This is a genomic window from Actinocrispum wychmicini (genome assembly GCF_004345645.1).
GTDB classification, from domain to species: domain Bacteria; phylum Actinomycetota; class Actinomycetes; order Mycobacteriales; family Pseudonocardiaceae; genus Kibdelosporangium; species Kibdelosporangium wychmicini.
In genome coordinates this window covers 276,371-292,504 of sequence record NZ_SLWS01000008.1, presented here as the reverse complement: position 1 = coordinate 292,504, position 16,134 = coordinate 276,371, and the positions used below count along the sequence as shown (strand labels likewise).

Sequence of the window (16,134 nt, the reverse complement as noted above, 5' to 3'; positions counted from 1 at the left end):
CCCGCACGACCGCGCTCCGACCCCCAGACAGAGCGCGGTCGCGTTCGGTCAGCTCAGCGTGTGACACATGTCCTCACGGGATCCGACATGGACGGGCACGTGCCGGCGGCCGTCCGGGTCGAACGTGATCACCGTGAACCCGTCGAACCGGTAGTACCCCTGCGGATAGTCGTCACCGGTCTTGAACCGGGCGCCGAACGGCCCCACCACGGTGAACGACTTGCGGTTCACGCCGTCCGGGTACAGCTCCTCCCACCCGGTGCCGGACAGGTCGCGTTCGGCCGACTTGCCGTTCCCGACGAAGTTGACGATGAGCTTGCCCCGGTACTCGTTGACGTGCACGGTCCCGTCCGGGTAGCGCGAGTCGACGCGGATCTGCTCGTCGTCCGCGACGATGTCCAGGTTCAGGTCGAAGGCGCAGTACAGGCCGCCGGGCAGGGTCACCGGGGTGGAATGGAACGGCCGCCACGGCTCGGGCTTGAACTGGGCCGCGTCCGCGGTCGCCGGAAGGGCCGCGACCAGGGCGAACACCAGCGCTGGAACGAGTCGAGAGAGTCTCATCGGGCCAAGGTAGCCACGGCCGTTCGGACCGGCCCAGACCTTTCACGCCGAACCAAAACCTGTGTTATGTCCCACCTGGCGTTGCATGTCCGAACCCGTGGTCCATATAGTCAACTTTAGTGACTATCACGGATCGTTTCTTTCTCGGGGAATACCCCTGGACGGTCGGCGGTTACGAAGGTTGAGTGTTCAACTACTTCGTGGTGAGAGGGTGAGAACGGTGCAGTTCGGGATCTTCAGCGTGGGTGACGTCACCCAGGATCCGACCACCGGCCGGACGCTGAGCGAGCACGAGCGGATCAAGCAGATGGTCGAGATCGCCGTGCACACCGAGGAGGTGGGCATGGACGTGTTCGCGACCGGCGAGCACCACAACCCGCCGTTCGTGCCGTCGTCGCCGACCACCATGCTCGGCTACGTCGCGGCGAAGACCGACAAGCTGATCCTGTCGACCGCGACCACGCTGATCACGACCAACGACCCGGTGAAGATCGCCGAGGACTTCGCCATGCTGCAGCACCTCGCCGACGGCCGCGTCGACGTGATGCTCGGCCGCGGCAACACCGGCCCGGTGTACCCGTGGTTCGGCAAGGACATCCGGCAGGGCATCAGCCTCGCCATCGAGAACTACTCGTTGCTGCACGAACTGTGGCGCAAGGACGTGGTGGACTGGGAAGGCCGGTTCCGCACCCCGCTGAACGGTTTCACGTCCACGCCGCGGCCGCTGGACGGGGTGCCGCCGTTCGTGTGGCACGGCTCGATCCGCAGCCCGGAGATCGCCGAACAGGCCGCGTACTACGGCGACGGCTTCTTCGCCAACAACATCTTCTGGCCGAAGGAGCACTACATGCGGCTGATCGGCCTGTACCGGGAACGGTTCGAGTACTACGGCCACGGCACCGCGGACCAGGCGATCGTCGGCCTCGGCGGGCACGTGTTCATGCGCAAGAACTCGCAGGACGCGGTGAACGAGTTCCGGCCGTACTTCGACAACGCGCCCGTCTACGGACACGGCCCGTCGTTGGAGGACTTCATGGCCGAGACACCGCTGACCGTGGGCACCCCCGACCAGGTGATCGAGCGGACCCTGAAGTTCCGCGAGCACTTCGGTGACTACCAGCGACAGATGTTCCTGGTCGACCACGCCGGCCTGCCACGCAAGACGGTTCTCGACCAGATCGACCTGCTGGGCGAACACGTCATCCCGGTGCTGCGCAAGGAATTCGCGAAGGACCGGCCGGCGGCGGTGCCCGACGCGCCGACCCACCAGAGCCTGCTCGCCCAACGGGACACAGCCACCGTCGCCTGACAGCGCCTGCCAATCACCCGGGCAGGCACACCCGCTCCGGCACCGACGCCGCCCGGCCCAAACCGCCGACCCAACACAGCCGGGCCAACACACAACAACGGCACCCACGCCGCGACGGAGGTAACCCGGAGGGGGTCCCCCAAAACAAACACTACGGCACACCACCGACAATCCTGGCCGGCCTTTCGAGGCCGGCCAGGCTCGTTGTCATGTCACCGCACGACTTGGACGACGTCACCGACCCGCAGCGTGTTGAAGAACGCCTGCGCGGCGGCCCGCGACAGGTGCACGCAGCCGTGCGACTGGGCTCGCAGGCTGCCTTGGTGGAACGCCATCCCGCCGTTGAAGAAGACCGAGAACGGCATGGGCGCGTTGTGGAACTCCCTGCTGCGGTGGTTGCGGTCCTTGAACGTCACGTGGAAGGTGCCCGGCGGCGTCTCGAAGCCCCTCTTGCCCGTGGTCACCGGCACCGGGCCGTAGAGGACGTTGCCGTTGTCCATCAGCCACGCCTGGTGGCCGGACAGGCTCAGGCACGCCTTCGCCGCCGGCCCGCACGGTGTCGCCTGGGCCGCCTCGGCGGTCGCGGGCAGCAGCAACGCCGTCCCAGCGAACAGGGCCAGTGGCGCGATCGCGGCCAGCACAAGCCGTCGTACTCGCATAGGAAACTCCTGCCTTCCTCGTACTACCACGGGTTGGTCAGTCCTCCACTGCTCATTGGACTACCCGACATTCGCCCTCGCAAACCGTGCCGGACTAGCCGCACGTGGCACCCCTGTTGGAGGATGAAACCCCGGGCGAAAGGGCGGTGCCGGATGGGCCAGGACGTCGAGCGGCGGACATTCACCCGCGAGGACAGGACCCGGTACCGGCACAAGGTCCGCCGTTGCCTGGACGCGTTCGCCAAGATGCTGCAGGAGTCGCGGTTCGACTTCGAACGCCCGATGACCGGGCTGGAGATCGAGTTGAACCTGGTCAACGCCAGGACCGAGCCGGCCATGCGGAACGTGGCGGTGCTCAGCGCGATCGCGGACCCGGACTTCGTGACCGAACTCGGCCAGTTCAACATCGAGATCAACGTGCAGCCCCGGCGCCTGGCCGACGGCGGCATCACCCAGTTCGAGGACCAGGTCCGGGCCAGCCTGAACGCGGCCGAGGGCAAAGCCCGCCAGCAAGGCGCCCACATGGTGATGGTGGGCATCCTGCCGACCCTCCGGGCCGCCGACGTGACCCGTGAGGCGCTGTCCGACAACCCCAGGTACGCCCTGCTCAACGACCAGATCTTCGCGGCCAGGGGCGAGGACCTGCACATCGCGATCGACGGCGTGGAGCGCCTGCACACCACGTGCGACTCGATCGCCCCGGAGAGCGCGTGCACGAGCGCCCAACTGCACCTGCAGGTCAGCCCGTCCCAGTTCGCGGCCTACTGGAACGCGGCCCAGTCGATCGCCGGGGTGCAACTGGCGTTGGCGGCGAACTCGCCGTTCCTGTTCGGCAAGCACCTGTGGCAGGAGACCCGGGTTCCCCTGTTCGAGCAGGCCACGGACACCCGGCCGGAGGAACTGAAAGCGCAGGGTGTGCGGCCCCGGGTGTGGTTCGGCGAACAGTGGATCACCAGCGTGTTCGACCTGTTCGAGGAGAACGTCCGGCTGTACCCCGCGTTACTGCCGATCCTGGACGACGAGGACCCCTTCGAGGTCCTGGCCCGCGGTGATACCCCGGCGCTGGGCGAACTCCGCCTGCACAACGGCACGATCTACCGCTGGAACCGGCCGGTGTACGACGTCGTCGACGGCCGCCCGCACCTGCGCGTGGAGAACCGGGTGCTGCCGGCCGGCCCGACCGTGGTGGACACCTTGGCCAACGCGGCGTTCTACTTCGGTACGGTCCGGATGCTGGCCGAAGCCGACCGTCCACTCTGGTCCCAGATGTCGTTCAGCGCGGCCGAGGAGAACTTCCACAGCGGCGCCCGCAACGGCATGGAAGCCCAGATCTACTGGCCCGGCCTCGGCTTCGTGCCCGCGGCCGAGCTGGTGCTGCGCCGCCTGCTCCCGCTGGCCCACGAAGGCCTGGACCGCTGGGGCGTCACCCCGGCCGAGCGGGACCGCCTACTGGGCGTGATCGAACAGCGCTGCCTGACCGGCCGGAACGGATCCGCCTGGCAGGTGACCCAGGTCGCGCGGTTCGAACACGACCACAACCTCGACCGCCACGACGCCCTCCGGGCGATGCTCGCCCGGTACGTCGACCACATGCACTCCAACGACCCCGTCCACACCTGGGCGGACTGACCGGGGGTCACGCCGCCAGGCGGGCGGTGAGGTCGTCGAGGATCTTGTTGGCCGCGGTGACGCCGATGCCGGTCATCCAGATCTCGTCGTTCACGGTGTACACCCGGCCGGCCGCGACCGCGGACAGCTTGGTCCACAACGGACCGGCGGTGACCTCGGCCTGGCGCTGGGCGGCCTTGTCGCCGAAGGCGGCCACGAAGATGACATCGCCGTCGACCTCCTGGACGCGTTCCGGGCTGACCTTGTCGAACCGCTTGTCCTTCTTGTCGGCCAGCAACTGGCGGTCCGTCCGGGGCACTCCCGCGTCCTTCAGCACGATCCCGCAGAACGAGTCCGGGCCGTACACCCGGATCTCGTCGGGCGTGAAGCGGACCACGGACACCTTCTGGCTGGTGCGCTTCAGCCCGGCCGCCCGCGCGGTGTACTTGTCCAGCAGCGCCTGGGCTTCGGCCTTCCTGCCGAGCGCGTCGGCGTCGAGCAGGAAGTTCTCCTTCCAGGTGATGCCGACGAGCTCGGTGAACACGGTCGGCGCGATGGTGGACAGTTCGTCGTAGAACTTCTCCTGGCGGAACTTCGAGCCGAGGATCAGGTCGGGCTTGAGGGCCCGGATGGCGTCCAGATCCGGCTCCTGCAAGGTGCCCACCGCCTTGAGGTCGGTGACGCCCAGGTACGCCGGGAACTGCATCTTCTCCGCCGGGGCCGCCGCGCCCACCGGTTTGAGCCCGAGCGACGCCAGGGTGTCGAGCTTGTCGGTGTCGAGGACCACGACGCGCTGCGGTTTGTCCGGGACCTTGGTCTCGCCCATCGCGTGCTTGACGGTCCGGGTGGGGCCGCCGGCCGCTTCGCCGCCGGGCGGTGTGGTGCCTGTGCCGCAGGCGCTCAGAGCGAGCACAGCGGCCAGCATTGTCGCGATCTTCCGCATGGTGTTCCTTTCCTCAACGCTTGCGGCGCACGAGCAGCCAGATCAGGTACGGCCCGCCGAGGGCGGCGGTCAGCACACCGACCGGAAGTTGGGTGGGTGCGAACACGGTCCGCGCCGCGGTGTCCGCGACAACAGTCAGAACGGCGCCGGTGACTGCCGCGCAGAACAACGGTGGGCGCTCAGTTTTCGCCAACTGCTGGGCGATCTGCGGCGCGGCGAGCGCGACGAAGTCGACGGCCCCAACCTGAGCTGTGGCGAACGCGGCCAGCAGCACCCCCGCGACTGCCAGGACGAGCCTGCGCGCGCCGACGCGTACCCCGATCGCCTTGGCGACGTCGTCGGACAACGCGGACGTGTCGAGCGCTCGCCCGGCCCATAGCAGGATCGGTGTCAACGCGACGATCACGATCATGACAACGGTCGCTTCTTTGTAGCCCCAGCCGGCGAGTGTGCCGACGAGCCAGATCTGCGCGCGTTGCCCATCGATCGGCGCGGCGCCGACGATCACGATCTCCGTGACGGCTTTGAGCGCCACCGCGACCGCGATGCCCGCGAGCACGAACCGGTTCCCCCGGCCGAACGCCAGAACCACCGCGGCGGCGCCGAGCCCACCGAGAAGGGCCATCGGAGGCAGGACCGCGATCGGCGCGCCGGACACGATCACGACGCTCGCGGCGAGCCCCGCACCCTGGGACACACCGACCACGTCCGGGCTGGCCAGCGGGTTGCGGCTCACGCCCTGCAGCAGCGCGCCTGCCAGGCCAAGCGCGGCGCCGACCACTATCGCCAGCACGGTCCGTGGCGTGCGCAACTCGACGACCTTGTCCGCCCAGGTGGGGACGTCGACCAGCGCCCTGAGCACGCCACCTGGCTGAACGAACGTCGACCCGATGCACAACGCGGCCATCGCCGCCAACGCCAGGGCGACAAGGAGCGCCAGCCCGGTCCAGATCGCGCGTTTGTGCAGCGTGAACGAGATGGCCGGCGCCGGCCGGACCACAAGCCGCGTCATGCCAGCACCAGCTTGGGCCGCCGCACCAGCACAAGCAGGATCGGCGCGCCGACGACAGCGGTGATGACCCCGGCCCTGACCTCGTCCGGCAGGATCACGACCCGCCCGATCACGTCCGACGCCAGCAGGAACGCGGCCCCCAACGGCACACTGACCGCCAGCAACCACCGGTGGTCACTGCCGACGAGTGCCCGCGCGAAGTGCGGGACGGCCAACCCGACGAACCCGATCGGCCCGGTAGCGGATACCGCGGCCCCAGTGAGCAGCACCGCCCCAGCGGCCGCCGTGAACCTGGTCGCGGCCACCCGACCGCCCAGCCCGACGGCCACGTCATCACCCAGGGCCAAAGCGTCGAGCCCCCGCGCCGACACCACCGCAAGCACCAGCCCGACCACGATGAACGGCAGAACCTGGCCGGTCACCCCGGCGGGACGGCCGACCAGGGACCCGATCACCCAGAACCGGTACTGGTCGAACGTCTGCGCGTCCACCGTCAGGATCGCGATCACGACCGCCCCGAACGACGCGTTCAGCGCCGCCCCCACCAGCGCGAGCGTGACCGGACTGCGGCCCGTCCGTGCCGCCAGCACGTACACCAGGAACCCGCTGGCCAACGCCCCGCCGATGCCGAACCACACATACCCGGGCAGCGTGTCGACCCCAACCACGGTGATCGCGACGACCACGCCCAACGAAGCGCCCGAACTGACCCCCATCACCCGCGGGTCAGCCAGCGGATTGCGGGTCAAGCTCTGCATGAGCACCCCAGCGGCCCCCAGAGCGGCGCCCGCGACGATCCCCAAAACCGTCCTGGGCACCCGCTGAGTGCGGACAATCAGGCTGTGCGCGGAGTCATCCGGACGGAACACCGCCTGCCAGACATCCCTGACCGGAATGCCCAAATTGCCGACAGCCAAGCTGAGCACGGCCGTGACACCCAGCACGACGCAGGCACCAACCAGCACCACCACCCGCCGCCGCCGCTCAGACACGGTCACCCTCACTGTTAGGAAAGCCAAACCTAAGTGACCCGAAGTCTAAGCATCTCGGTATACCACCCGCGACGCCCGGGGGTGTCGACTACTGCTCGACGAGGGAACGGCCCGTTAGAGCAGGGGCGCCCGAAGACGACACACCGTTGGTTTCGGGAGGGCATTCGCGGTGCCCACCCGCCGTGCGGGCGCTTCGTCCTGGTGGACGCCGACCCGAAGCCAGCCATGGCGGCACCCGTCGTGGCAGACCTCAACGTACTCAAGAACCACCAAGCTGGCCCGGCACATCACCGTGCTCAACCCAGCTTGGCAGGTGGCCATGAAACGCCAACCACGCACCATCTTGGTGGGCAAGACGGGTCGACCGACTGGTAGCGGTCGGCTGCGAGCAATGAACTCATGAGAGTCCCCCACTCGCAACGGTCACAGCCGATCAGCGTCAGCAATGACCGCCAACATGAACTCCCCCACCAACCGCGGCACCTCGGTGAGCTCCCGACTGCCCCACGCAGTCCACGCACCCAGGCCAGTCCACCTGCTCAGGCCAGTTCGCCCAGCCCGGCCGGCCAGTCCGGTTCGAGTCGTTCGCTCGGTCAGCGCCAGCTTGAGGAGTGGATGCCAGCGTGGGCCGAATGTGTCCATTGCGTACTCGATGGCCTCCTCCTTGGTGAGGATGTTGCCTGTCGCGATCGTGTGGTGCAGTCGTGGCGGCCCGAACAGGCGGGCGGCCGCCACCTTTGTCGGCGGGACGAACGGCTTGCGCGGCGGCGAATCGGACATGCACTTCTCCGCGAACACACGCCAGTGGTTGTGCAACTGATCGAGGTTCCACTCGCGGAGCCGGGTGGGTTCCGGGTCGAGTCCGAGTTTGTCGGGTGCCGGGCCTCGAACTGTCATTCCTTTCTCCAGCAACACCTTCCACATCACGGGGTTCACGTCAAAGCCGCTGCCCACCTTGAACGAGCGCCCGCTGTGCGACGCCAGGGGCCGGATCTCGGTCACCGGCCTTCTCATGTCCTCACTGGCCACGAAGACACCGTTCATCGTTCCCGGGATGTCGAACCGGCCATGGGCCAGCGAACGCGCCGCGGTCGAGACATTCCCCCATCCGTGCAGTAGCCGAAGCCTGCGGACGTCAACCTGCCCGTCGACCACAACCACGAAGTCGACATCGCTTCGATCCACCCGCCACGCGCCCAAAGCGGCCGAACCCACCAGGTAGAAGCCGGTGACCCGACCCGGCAGCAACCGGTCGGCGACAGCCAGGTATCGACTGACGATTCGATCAAGCATCCGGCGAGCCTAGTGCTGTGACCGGGCGTCAACACCTTCGGCGAGGTTGGAACAGTGTGTTGACAGGGCGATTGAGATCCGTACGTTTCAGGTTGCGTCGTGGAAGACCAGGCCGAGGGTGTGGCGGCGGCCGGATCGGATCGTCGACACACCATGGCGCACAGGCGCGGCCGACCAGCCACGGACGGACTTGACCGGACGGTCCCGAGTGGTGAAGACCAGGCCGTGGCCCTGCGGGATGAGGGTCGATGTGCCCCGCGACTGGGCCCGGGGACGTTGCTCCACAAGTAAGAACTCGCCGCCGGTGTGGTCGACCCCGGGATCGTTCAGGTTGATCACGACCTGTAAAGGGAAGACCTTGTCGCCGTACAGGTCGCGATGCAGAGCGTTCCAGTCGCCCTCGTGGTATCGCAACAGAATCGGTGTCGGCCGGGTCTGTCCGGCCGTGTGGCAGACGTCGAGCCATTCGTCCAAAGTGTCCGGCCACTCCGGATCCCGCCCCAACCGACGCCACCAGTCCTGCGCGATCGGCAGCAACCGAGGGTAAAGCGCCTGCCGCAGCCGCTCAACCGGCTCAGGGAAAGGAGCGGAGAAGTACCGGTACTCCCCCTCGCCGAACCGATATCGCGCCATGTCGATGGTGGCCCGGAAGTGCGAAACGTCGTCATACAGGTCGGCGATCTGGGCCGACTCCGCCGGAGTGAGCAACTGCGGCAGCAGAGCGCACCCATGGCCATCGACCTCATCGGCGACGGCCGCCCAGTCAGCGGCAGCGACACGTCGGGCGAACTGATCACTCATCAGGTCTCCAAGAAAGACTTTGTTGGTGTACTAGGAACAGCCCGAAACCTGGCTCCAGCGGGGCGGTTCCTGGCGTCGCCGCGGGAACGCCTCATACTGGGTTGATTCGGGTGTTCCGGCGGTGGTGTCAGCGACCGCATCCAGCCCGGCTGTCGCGGTCGGGCCTCGGGCACGGCCTAGGCGCCCCGCGCTGCCTGGACCACGTCAGATGTCCGATCACGACTGCCAGTCAGCAACCGGTCCCTGACAGCACGTCCCTATCACCGTGTACTCGCGCCGTCGACCGGCGACACTCGGATCCACGGTATTCTGCCCTCGGTTGGGATGCCTGACACAACCTGGACGGACAGCTCATTCAAGTCGGACGGCAGTCGGCTAAGCGCGTTCTCATCTGTCAGTGAGACTCCAGGGCGAGGAGTTTCTGTTTGGCCTCCTGACCTCCTACGTACTCGCCGGGCTTTCCGTCGGAGCGGACCACTCGGTGGCACGGCAGGACGACCGGAAGCGGGTTGGTCGCACAGGCCGTGCCCACCGCTCGGACCGCACGAGGGCTTCCACTGTCCGCGGCCACTTCGGCGTAGCTCCTGGTGTAGCCATATTCGATGTTCAGTAAGCGGCCCAGGACCAGACGACGGAAACCCTTGGAGAGTCGCAGGTCCAAGTCCAGTTCGAAATGCCTGCGCTTGCCGGCGAAGTATTCGTCGATCTGGTGACGGGCGCGGTCCAGCCGCCGAGGGGTGTGCAAGATCCGCGGACTCACGGCGTCCGCCAGCCGTTCGAGGACCGATTCGTGGCCTTCCCGTTCGTAAGCGACCCGCACCAAGCCTTCCGGGGTCGCGACAAGCAGCAGGGCGCCCAGTGGCGTCTCGACCGTTTCGTAGGTGAGGTCAAGGATTCCTTGCTCCTCCGCGACCTCGATCAACCTGGCCCGCAACCGAGCCTCAAGCTCGGAGTCCACCTGGTCAAGAGCTTCGAATGGTGAGCTCATCGTTGTCCTCCTCTCTCAAATTCAGCGCCTGACGCAGGGATCTGATCCCGTCGGACGCGGCACGGCGGGCCGCCGCAGCGGTGCCGCCGAGGATCGCGGCGACATCCTTGTAGGCCAGGCCGCCGACATGGTGGTAGGCAACGGCGGCGCGTTGTTTCTCAGGCAACGCCGCCAGTGCGTCCCACAGTTCAGGATCCGGTTCGGGTGGGCTGATCCCACGCTCGGGCACGGACTCCACCGCGATCGGGTGGCGCGCCCGCGCCCTGGTGAGGTCGATCGCCTTGCGGTGCGCGATCCTGACCAGCCAGGCCTCCACATTCGTGTCGGGTGGCTGCTCCGGATACGCCTTTAAGGCGGCAAGGAACGTCTCCGACCAGGCATCCTCCGCGTCGACCGGGCCGACCACGGCCCGGCAGACACGTAGGACCATGGGGCCGTACGCGGTCACGATTTCTTCGAACGGTTGCAAGGGTCATACCTCGTAGACGTGTGGGGGGTGGGGAACGTGAGATCAGAACAGCCTTGAGTCGGACTGCTCCAGATCAAGTAACTGGCGCTTGCGCACCAGCCCACCCGCGTATCCCACCAGCCTGCCATCGGCGCCCACAACGCGGTGGCAGGGAACGATCACACACAGCGGATTCTTGCCGTTCGCGGCCCCGACAGCCTGCGCGAGAGACACGTCGCCCAGCTCGCGCGCGAGGTCACCGTACGACCTCGTCGAGCCGTATGGGATCGCCTCCAGCAGCTCCCACACCTTCAACTCGAACGGGTCGCCGGCTCGGGCCAAGGGCAACGAGAACCGCGTTCGCTCGCCGGCGAAGTACTCACCAAGCTGCCTTCGGACCTCGGTGAACCTAGAGTCGGTGTACGGGCCGACCGAAGCCGGTTTGCCACGGTGCTTTTCGAAGTACAGACCGGTGAGCGCGCCTGTCCCGTCGGCGACCACGGTGAGCTCACCGAGTGGCGAGTCGACGATCGTGTGCATGGCTGGCACCTTTCTGGTTCGGAGCTTTCGTTGGGTAGACGTTCGGGGACGCGAAAATGTGAGGTCGCGCTGGTCAGGACTTTCGCCGAGGTGCCGCGAGTGGGCAAGTCGAGCCTGGTAAGCGTGCGCTTACAAGGGCGGGCGGCTGGCGGGACACACAAGCCCGCGGAGAGTGGGACGGCAGACCTTGGACGATGGGCGGAATGGCCGGTCGCCCAGCGACAATGGCGGTACGAGGGACGAGTCCGCGGCGGACGGCAGATCGGGTACCGCTACGGCTCCGTGGAGGCAAGACTGGTGGCGATGGGCAGCGGGTGCGTTGGCACCGGAGCGGGTCCGGAAACGCACGAGACGCGACCGCCACACGACCCGCGACGATGGTGCGGCGGCACGCCGACAGCAAACCGACGCTGGTCACGGACCAGCATGAACGCCGACCCAGGACCAAGTGGCCGGTGGAGCGGCGGGCCACTCAACAAAACCGCGTGGCAGGCGCGTACAGGAACGGGAGACACGGCGCGCTGACCGGGCAGGCCAGCGTCCACCCACTCCTGCTCGATGCCAACCCGGCCAGGTCCGCGAGATCCTGGGCCATGAGGGTTCGCCAGGGCCGAACCCGACGGTCTCGACGCGCAGCGCCATCGTCAGGTTTAGCCCGGGTGGCCAGGAAGTTTGTCATGGGTCGTCCAGGACCCGGGCCCCTATGCTTGGAGCACAACTCAGATAAACGTGACGTCGACTCCGTGACGTACACGCCGGTATGGAAGCATGCGTCCAAGCAGGTCCGCTGTGGCCCGCGCTGAGAGGGTTCGCCATGGGCGCTGGCGCCGCTCAATTGATCGACCGTCTGCAGGGAGAGACTGTCTTGCACAGCTTATTTCGGGCGGCCGCCCCTTCAGGGTTTCGATTCCGCGCACGCCCGGTCCGCGGGCTTGTGCTTCCGGCGGAAGTTCTAACCGTCGGTAGCCCAAGGTGCGGGCTCTGGCATGCGTAGCAGCAATCGGGGGTACATGGCGTCGGTGGACCATCTGCGGGCCTTCGCCGCGGTTCTGGTCGTCGCGTATCACGGAACTCAGTTGCTCAGCGTGGGGATCCACCGGGGGGACATCGAGTTCAAGCCCGGACAGGACTGGCTGTACTCCCACAACCCGATCCTGACGGTCCTGTTCGAGGGACACACGGCCGTCGCGTTGTTCATGGTGCTGAGCGGGTTCATCTTCACGGTCGGCACGCTCGGGCAGGACGTCTCCTGGCCGCGCTTCATGGCCAATCGCCTGTTCCGGATCTACCCGATGTTCGTGGTTCTGCTCATGGTGGGATACGCGACGCAGCCGCAGGCGTTCCAGTTCTTGAGCCTCCTGCAGACGATCACCGGATTCGGCAACTACCAAGGATCCGCCGATCTGGGCTCGGTGTCGACCATGTTCTGGGCGATCGGCGTCGAGATGCAGTTCTATCTCATATTCCCGCTCCTGAACCGGATCCTCAGTCGCCTGGGGATCGGCACGTTCCTGCGTTTGTTCCTGGCGATCATCGTCATCCGCGGCCTCGCGTGGGGTGTGCGGTACACGACCGCCGGGGACCCGCACATGACGCAGATGATGTACCTCAACATCACGGGGCGCATCGACCAGTTCCTCCTGGGCATGATCGCGGCCTGGCTCTACATCCACCACCGGACCAAGTTCGCCGGATGGTGGAAGCTGGGCGTCTCGGTCGGCGCCGTGATCTTCGCGCTGTGGTACTTCAACCAGGTGCACGGGTTCATGTCCGACTCGTCGTGGCGCCTTGCCTGGGTGGATGTCGAGGGCCTCGGCTGGGCCGCCGTGGTCGTCACCTACGTCGCGACATCCAAGTCCACGGGCCGGATCTCGACACTCTTCGCCAAGCTCGGCGAGCGCAGCTACTCCATGTACCTGATCCACTTCATGGTGATCTGGATCCTGTTGTCCTGCGGGGCGTGGATCACCATTCCCGGCCTGCCACCGGCCTACGACGCCATGATCACCACGGCGCTGTACGTCTTGCCGGTCGTCATCGGCATCTCGATGCTCACGTACAGTGGCGTCGAGGTTCCCTTCCTCAAGATGAGGATCAAGTACCTGAGGCCGGCCCCCACGGCCGCCATCCCCGGGCACCAGCACCCGGAGGCCGGCAAGCAGACGTCCGCCGAGCCGATCGCCGTCGGTGTGGGCGAAGGCAAGGGTGCGGAGTGACCGCCGCCGATGATCAACGTGAAGCGGGCCCGGGGGTTGGGCCGGACCCGCTTCGGTGTCGGATCAGCGGCCCTGCAAGGACTTCACGTTGTTGCCGAACGTCCAGTTCTTGGAGCCGTCCCAGTTGATGGACCAGGTCATCAGGCCTTTCAGGTTGGTGCCGAAGCCTCGGTAGGCTTGGGAGACCAGGCCGGTTGACATGTAGCCGCCGCCGGCGCCCGGCTGGGCGGGCAGGCCGGGGACCTGCTTGTCGAACGGGACTTTGATGGTGGTGCCCTGGATGACGAGGCCGTTGTTCAGGCAGTTCGTCTGCACTGTGAAGCCCTGCACCGTGCCGGCCTGGTAGGAGTCGCCGGCGCAGCCGTACATGCTTCCGTTGTAGTACTGCATGTTCAGCCACCAGAGGCGGCCGTTGTCCGCGTACTTCTTGATGATCGGCAGGTAGGCTCCCCAGATGGAGCCGTAGGTGACGCTGCCGCCGGTCACGTACGCGGTCTCGGGGGCCATGGTGAGGCCGAAGTTGGCGGGCATCTGGGCGAGCACGCCGTCGATGATCCTGATCAGGTTCGACTGCGACGTGGACAGCTGGTTGATCTTCCCGCTGTTGGTCAGGCCCGTCTCGATGTCGATGTCGATCCCGTCGAAGTTGTACTGCTTCAGGATCGGCACGATCGTGGACACGAACTTGTTGGCCACCGCGGTCGAGTTGAGGTCGATGCCGGCCGCGGCGCCGCCGATGGACAGCAGGAGGGTGGCGCCGGCCGCTTTGGCCGCGCACATGTCGGCGGGTGGGGACACCTTCACGCCGGCGTCCATGCCGTCCTGCCAGAGAGCCGTCCCGTCGTTGAGGATGACCGGGAAGGCCGCGTTGATCACGTTGTATCCGTGGGCCATGATGCGGCTGTCGGTGATCGGCACCCAGCCGAACGGTGGGTGCACGCCGTTGGCCGAACCGTCCCAGTTCTCCCAGTAGCCCTGGAGGACCTTGCCGGGTGGGCGGGACTTCACCGCGCACGTGTCCGCCTGGACCGCGGCCGATGTGGGCGCCGCGCAGGTGATCGCGAGGCCGAGACCCAGCAGGCATGTGAGCAGACGACGCATACCTGACTCCTTTCTGGCTCGCGGACCAGGACTGCGTCCGGGTGCAGGGCGCGAGCCGACGTACTGGCTCGCGCCTGCCAGAAATTTGTCGTTCTCACGCACAGTAAGCGCTTGGCGTCACCGGGGACAACCCTTCGAATGGTTGAACCAATCGAGTCAGGGGTCGCGAAGGCGCGATGACCGGTGGTCTGGGGGAGTTTCATGGTCCCGGAACGCGCGACACACCGTCCGGGAACGCGAGACACGCCGAGTCAGGTCGCGGCGACGGTGTGGTTGCGGCCGGTGGCTTTCGCGTCGTAGAGGGCTTGGTCCGCGGCCAGCAGGAGGGGGGTGAGCTCGGTCGCGGTGTCCGGGTAGGAGGCTGCCCCGATCGATGCGGTCAGGCCGGTTATCGGACGGGGGGCGACACAGTTGATGGCGTGCACCGAGACGTTCACCCGGCTGATTTGGGCTCTTATTCGGTCCGCTACGACAATCAGGTCGGCGCCGGCGGTTCCGGGCAACAGTACAGCGAATTCGTCACCGCCGTAGCGGCCGACGAAATCGCCGCCGCGGACCTGGTCGCGAATTGCGGCGGCGACCGCGCGGAGCACTTCGTCGCCGGCGAGGTGGCCGTAGTTGTCGTCGATTTCCTTGAAATGGTCGATGTCGATGATGAGGATTCCGAGGGTGGAGCCGAGGCGCTCGGCGCGGACCAGTTCGCGGCGGGCGACCTCGGTCCAGAAGGACGGGTCGAGCAGCGCGGTCTTGGAGTCTGTCCGGGCCGCGGTCTGGAACTGGGGCAGCAGCAGGCCCAGGTGGAGGGCGAGTGGGGTGGCGGCGAGCACGGGGAGTAGCCATGGACGCACAGTCACCACGAGGGCGATGCCGGCGCCGACACCCACGGCCGCGTTGACTATCAGCACGTCAGAGAGGTTCCCGAGGGCGGTGCGACCGGGGTTGGCGGGGTTTGTCGCGATGATGACCGCCACCACCATGGCGTAGTTGACCAGGAAGTAGACACCGCCCGCGATCACGAGCGTGACCATCCCGCCGAAGCCGTCGAGGTGCTGCATGTAGGGCCCAAGATGCCCGCCGGTGCCCGCGTGCAGGACGACGCCCGCGGCCGCGCACGCGAGGAGAACGGTGGCCGCCGAGAACACTTTTCGGTGCAGCACGCTGCGGCGACGGTAGACCCGAACCCACGAATGGGTGTAGCTGACCGCGATGACGACCGCGACCAGCGGTGGCGGGAGGAGCAGCAGCGCGGCGAAAATCCAGATCGACTGCAGGTGCATGTGTGGGCGGCCGTCGGCGCCCAACTCCCGAATGCGTTCGATGCCGCGTGCCGTCTCCAGGTGAGCGATCTCACCGAACAACAGCAGGCCGAACCAGAACAGCGACCGCGGGGTCACCGGTACCAAAGTGACCGTGACGCCCACGATCACGAGCGCCAGCACCTCGACCACTAACAGATAGGCGAGCACCGGTCGGCGCAACGACCACACCGACCAGCGTCGCGGGTCGTACCCGTTGTTTCGTCGGCGGGCATCGGCCTTGGACAATCGCACCACGGACACCCCTGCCACACACGGAGAATTCGCACTGTAATCAGGTTGGATCTTCGTGTCATTCCGCCAGAGGTGGCCATTTACATCACCCAGCGCAACCAACCGCTCCATGC

At 66.9% G+C, this 16,134-nt stretch carries 15 protein-coding genes; 3 read left to right on the top strand and 12 right to left on the bottom strand.

Translation table 11 applies throughout. The features are described 5' to 3' along the window. Positions 1-48: 48 nt before the first annotated feature. On the bottom strand, positions 49-561 hold the full coding sequence (locus tag EV192_RS34240; RefSeq protein WP_132122738.1) for a hypothetical protein: 513 nt from the start codon (positions 559-561) through the stop codon (positions 49-51). Positions 562-781: 220 nt separating this feature from the next. Between EV192_RS34240 and EV192_RS34235 the strand changes: the two genes are divergently transcribed. Next, entirely contained in the window at positions 782-1,870 is a 1,089-nt protein-coding gene (locus tag EV192_RS34235) for an LLM class flavin-dependent oxidoreductase (protein ID WP_132123009.1), read from the top strand. A gap of 212 nt (positions 1,871-2,082) precedes the next feature. Here the strand turns inward: EV192_RS34235 and EV192_RS34230 are convergent, their stop codons facing one another. Further along, positions 2,083-2,529: a L,D-transpeptidase gene (locus tag EV192_RS34230; protein ID WP_132122737.1), complete on the bottom strand. Its 447-nt coding sequence runs from the start codon at positions 2,527-2,529 to the stop codon at positions 2,083-2,085. Between the two features lie 153 nt (positions 2,530-2,682). Between EV192_RS34230 and EV192_RS34225 the strand changes: the two genes are divergently transcribed. Further along, on the top strand, positions 2,683-4,158 hold the full coding sequence (locus EV192_RS34225) for a glutamate-cysteine ligase family protein (RefSeq protein ID WP_132122736.1): 1,476 nt from the start codon (positions 2,683-2,685) through the stop codon (positions 4,156-4,158). 7 nt (positions 4,159-4,165) lie between these two features. On the opposite strand, the gene EV192_RS34220 is transcribed toward EV192_RS34225, so the two are convergent. The 8 genes from EV192_RS34220 to EV192_RS34185 all read right to left on the bottom strand — a co-directional run bounded on the left by EV192_RS34220 (position 4,166) and on the right by EV192_RS34185 (position 11,154). Further along, positions 4,166-5,080: an ABC transporter substrate-binding protein gene (locus tag EV192_RS34220; RefSeq protein WP_132122735.1), complete on the bottom strand. Its 915-nt coding sequence runs from the start codon at positions 5,078-5,080 to the stop codon at positions 4,166-4,168. Between the two features lie 13 nt (positions 5,081-5,093). Further along, positions 5,094-6,092 (bottom strand): FecCD family ABC transporter permease, encoded by a 999-nt coding sequence (locus tag EV192_RS34215; RefSeq protein WP_132122734.1) that lies wholly within the window; start codon positions 6,090-6,092, stop codon positions 5,094-5,096. Further along, positions 6,089-7,084 carry a FecCD family ABC transporter permease gene (locus EV192_RS34210; protein WP_243727250.1) on the bottom strand — a complete coding sequence of 332 codons (996 nt, stop codon included), beginning with the start codon at positions 7,082-7,084 and terminating at the stop codon, positions 6,089-6,091. The genes EV192_RS34215 and EV192_RS34210 overlap by 4 nt, the downstream gene beginning before the upstream one ends. Before the next feature lie 423 nt (positions 7,085-7,507). Next, positions 7,508-8,377, bottom strand: a complete 870-nt coding sequence (locus EV192_RS34205; protein WP_132122733.1) for a nucleotidyltransferase domain-containing protein — start codon at positions 8,375-8,377, stop codon at positions 7,508-7,510. Between the two features lie 87 nt (positions 8,378-8,464). Then, positions 8,465-9,178 carry a 2OG-Fe(II) oxygenase gene (locus EV192_RS34200; RefSeq protein ID WP_132122732.1) on the bottom strand — a complete coding sequence of 238 codons (714 nt, stop codon included), beginning with the start codon at positions 9,176-9,178 and terminating at the stop codon, positions 8,465-8,467. A 394-nt stretch (positions 9,179-9,572) separates the two neighbouring features. Further along, positions 9,573-10,166, bottom strand: coding sequence for a methylated-DNA--[protein]-cysteine S-methyltransferase (locus EV192_RS34195; RefSeq protein ID WP_132122731.1), 594 nt, complete (start codon positions 10,164-10,166; stop codon positions 9,573-9,575). Continuing rightward, positions 10,141-10,635, bottom strand: coding sequence for an RNA polymerase sigma factor (locus EV192_RS34190; protein ID WP_132122730.1), 495 nt, complete (start codon positions 10,633-10,635; stop codon positions 10,141-10,143). Before EV192_RS34190 ends, EV192_RS34195 begins: the two co-directional genes overlap by 26 nt. A gap of 42 nt (positions 10,636-10,677) precedes the next feature. Continuing rightward, on the bottom strand, positions 10,678-11,154 hold the full coding sequence (locus tag EV192_RS34185) for a methylated-DNA--[protein]-cysteine S-methyltransferase (RefSeq protein ID WP_207926359.1): 477 nt from the start codon (positions 11,152-11,154) through the stop codon (positions 10,678-10,680). Positions 11,155-12,140: 986 nt separating this feature from the next. Between EV192_RS34185 and EV192_RS34180 the strand changes: the two genes are divergently transcribed. After that, positions 12,141-13,370, top strand: a complete 1,230-nt coding sequence (locus EV192_RS34180) for an acyltransferase family protein (protein ID WP_132122728.1) — start codon at positions 12,141-12,143, stop codon at positions 13,368-13,370. A 63-nt stretch (positions 13,371-13,433) separates the two neighbouring features. On the opposite strand, the gene EV192_RS34175 is transcribed toward EV192_RS34180, so the two are convergent. Then, a complete protein-coding gene (locus tag EV192_RS34175; RefSeq protein WP_132122727.1) occupies positions 13,434-14,471 on the bottom strand; it encodes a chitinase in 1,038 nt (345 codons plus the stop codon). Positions 14,472-14,722: 251 nt separating this feature from the next. After that, positions 14,723-16,021, bottom strand: a complete 1,299-nt coding sequence (locus EV192_RS34170) for a GGDEF domain-containing protein (RefSeq protein WP_243727249.1) — start codon at positions 16,019-16,021, stop codon at positions 14,723-14,725. Between the last annotated feature and the right edge of the window lie 113 nt (positions 16,022-16,134).

Bases quoted from the DNA above. Each gene is read 5' to 3' on its own strand.
- EV192_RS34240 (WP_132122738.1), bottom strand. From the start codon at position 561: ATGAGACTCTCTCGACTCGTTCCAGCGCTGGTGTTCGCCCTGGTCGCG.
- EV192_RS34230 (WP_132122737.1), bottom strand. From the start codon at position 2,529: ATGCGAGTACGACGGCTTGTGCTGGCCGCGATCGCGCCACTGGCCCTG.
- EV192_RS34225 (WP_132122736.1), top strand. From the start codon at position 2,683: ATGGGCCAGGACGTCGAGCGGCGGACATTCACCCGCGAGGACAGGACC.
- EV192_RS34220 (WP_132122735.1), bottom strand. From the start codon at position 5,080: ATGCGGAAGATCGCGACAATGCTGGCCGCTGTGCTCGCTCTGAGCGCC.
- EV192_RS34215 (WP_132122734.1), bottom strand. From the start codon at position 6,092: ATGACGCGGCTTGTGGTCCGGCCGGCGCCGGCCATCTCGTTCACGCTG.
- EV192_RS34205 (WP_132122733.1), bottom strand. From the start codon at position 8,377: ATGCTTGATCGAATCGTCAGTCGATACCTGGCTGTCGCCGACCGGTTG.
- EV192_RS34200 (WP_132122732.1), bottom strand. From the start codon at position 9,178: ATGAGTGATCAGTTCGCCCGACGTGTCGCTGCCGCTGACTGGGCGGCC.
- EV192_RS34195 (WP_132122731.1), bottom strand. From the start codon at position 10,166: ATGAGCTCACCATTCGAAGCTCTTGACCAGGTGGACTCCGAGCTTGAG.
- EV192_RS34185 (WP_207926359.1), bottom strand. From the start codon at position 11,154: ATGCACACGATCGTCGACTCGCCACTCGGTGAGCTCACCGTGGTCGCC.
- EV192_RS34180 (WP_132122728.1), top strand. From the start codon at position 12,141: ATGCGTAGCAGCAATCGGGGGTACATGGCGTCGGTGGACCATCTGCGG.
- EV192_RS34175 (WP_132122727.1), bottom strand. From the start codon at position 14,471: ATGCGTCGTCTGCTCACATGCCTGCTGGGTCTCGGCCTCGCGATCACC.